The organism is Psychrobacter sp. 1Y4 (assembly GCF_051847555.1).
The window spans coordinates 1-1,264 of sequence record NZ_JBPYDE010000084.1 but is presented as its reverse complement, the minus strand read 5'-3'; the positions used below and the strand labels follow the sequence as shown (position 1 = coordinate 1,264).

Here is a 1,264-nt window from a genome sequence, read left to right as displayed (position 1 = left end):
ATCACTACCACTCATTCAGACTGGCGCGTTGATGCACGATGCGCTACCACGGCTTATGCGTACCTATGCCTATATCTTGGCGGTATCTGAGCATCCACAATCAGATATGAGCATGGGCAATCACTCTCAACCTATCGATCAAGTATTGGCGATTGGCTCTGAGGGCTGGCGACAATCCATCAAAGTACGTCAGATTCATACATTGGTACGGCAGAACTTGCTCAAAGGTAAGGGCAATGCAGCAGCTGGTGTGATACCAAACGCCGACCAACATCACAATCCTGATGGTAGCTGGAATACCAATTATTGGGGCGTGCCGATTAACCAAACCGACATGATTGCCACCCATTTACAGTTTTCATTATTGATTATGCGCGGCCTACGACTGCTCGGCGCCCGTATTAGCCCCGAGGAAGCAGAAGGTATTTTGCACTTATGGAATCTTGCCAGCTACTGGATGGGCGTTGATTTAGAGCGTTTGCCAAAAGATGAAGCGGCTAGCTGGGAATGGCTGTATACCTACCTATCGATACAACAGCTAGACTTTAAGATGGGTCAGCCACTGGCGAAAGCCTTGCATGATCTGCCGCGTCAGTTAATGGGCGAAGACAATCGACGTGGACGCTTTGTGGAGATGGTCAATGCCAGTGTGACGCGCACCTTGGTTGGTGATGATATTGGTGACGGCTTAGCTTTACCAAAATCAAAGATACGCTTTGGCGTATTGTCTTCCGTGCCGATTCTTTTTGCCCTTGATACTGCACGGCAGCACAATACAACGGTCGCCCAAAAATTAGAAGCATTTCGTGCCAAACGCCAAGACAATATGAACTGGTGGCTTAAGAAAAATGATGATTATTATAAGTAGATGATATCTATCAGCGTTTGTTTTCTACGCGGTAATACCATTCTAGCTGACGATCGAATCCTGTTTCTAGCAGGTTAGCAATGACACGCCCTGTCAGTCCCCATACTGTCTCACCATCTACTTGCCAACTCGGCGTCAGTATGGTCGCGGTTTGTTCTTGCATTTTATATTCTACCGCATACTCTACCGTTGGCTGGTTGACTAACGACTCTAAATCCGCCCAAAAAATACGTGATATCTCTCCCACTTCAGGAACTAACACCAGACCTGGAGCGATGAGTGCGACAATTGGACGTACGCTCATACCGCTTTTGGACGTTTGGATCGGCAGTTGCCCCAGCAATTGCACTTTATTAGGTGGTAGCGCCGTCTCTTCACAGGCTTCACGTAACGCGG

The 1,264-nt window shown here is 48.0% G+C and carries 2 protein-coding genes; one reads left to right on the top strand and one right to left on the bottom strand.

Annotated elements, in window-relative coordinates; genetic code table 11:
- Positions 1–868: oxygenase MpaB family protein (locus ACS8FC_RS14340; protein WP_439297254.1), on the top strand; the 868-nt coding region annotated here is incomplete at its 5' end.
- Between the two features lie 10 nt (positions 869–878).
- Here ACS8FC_RS14340 and ACS8FC_RS14335 read toward each other — a convergent pair.
- Positions 879–1,264 (bottom strand): NUDIX hydrolase (locus ACS8FC_RS14335; RefSeq protein WP_439297253.1); only part of this gene is annotated, 386 nt, incomplete at its 5' end.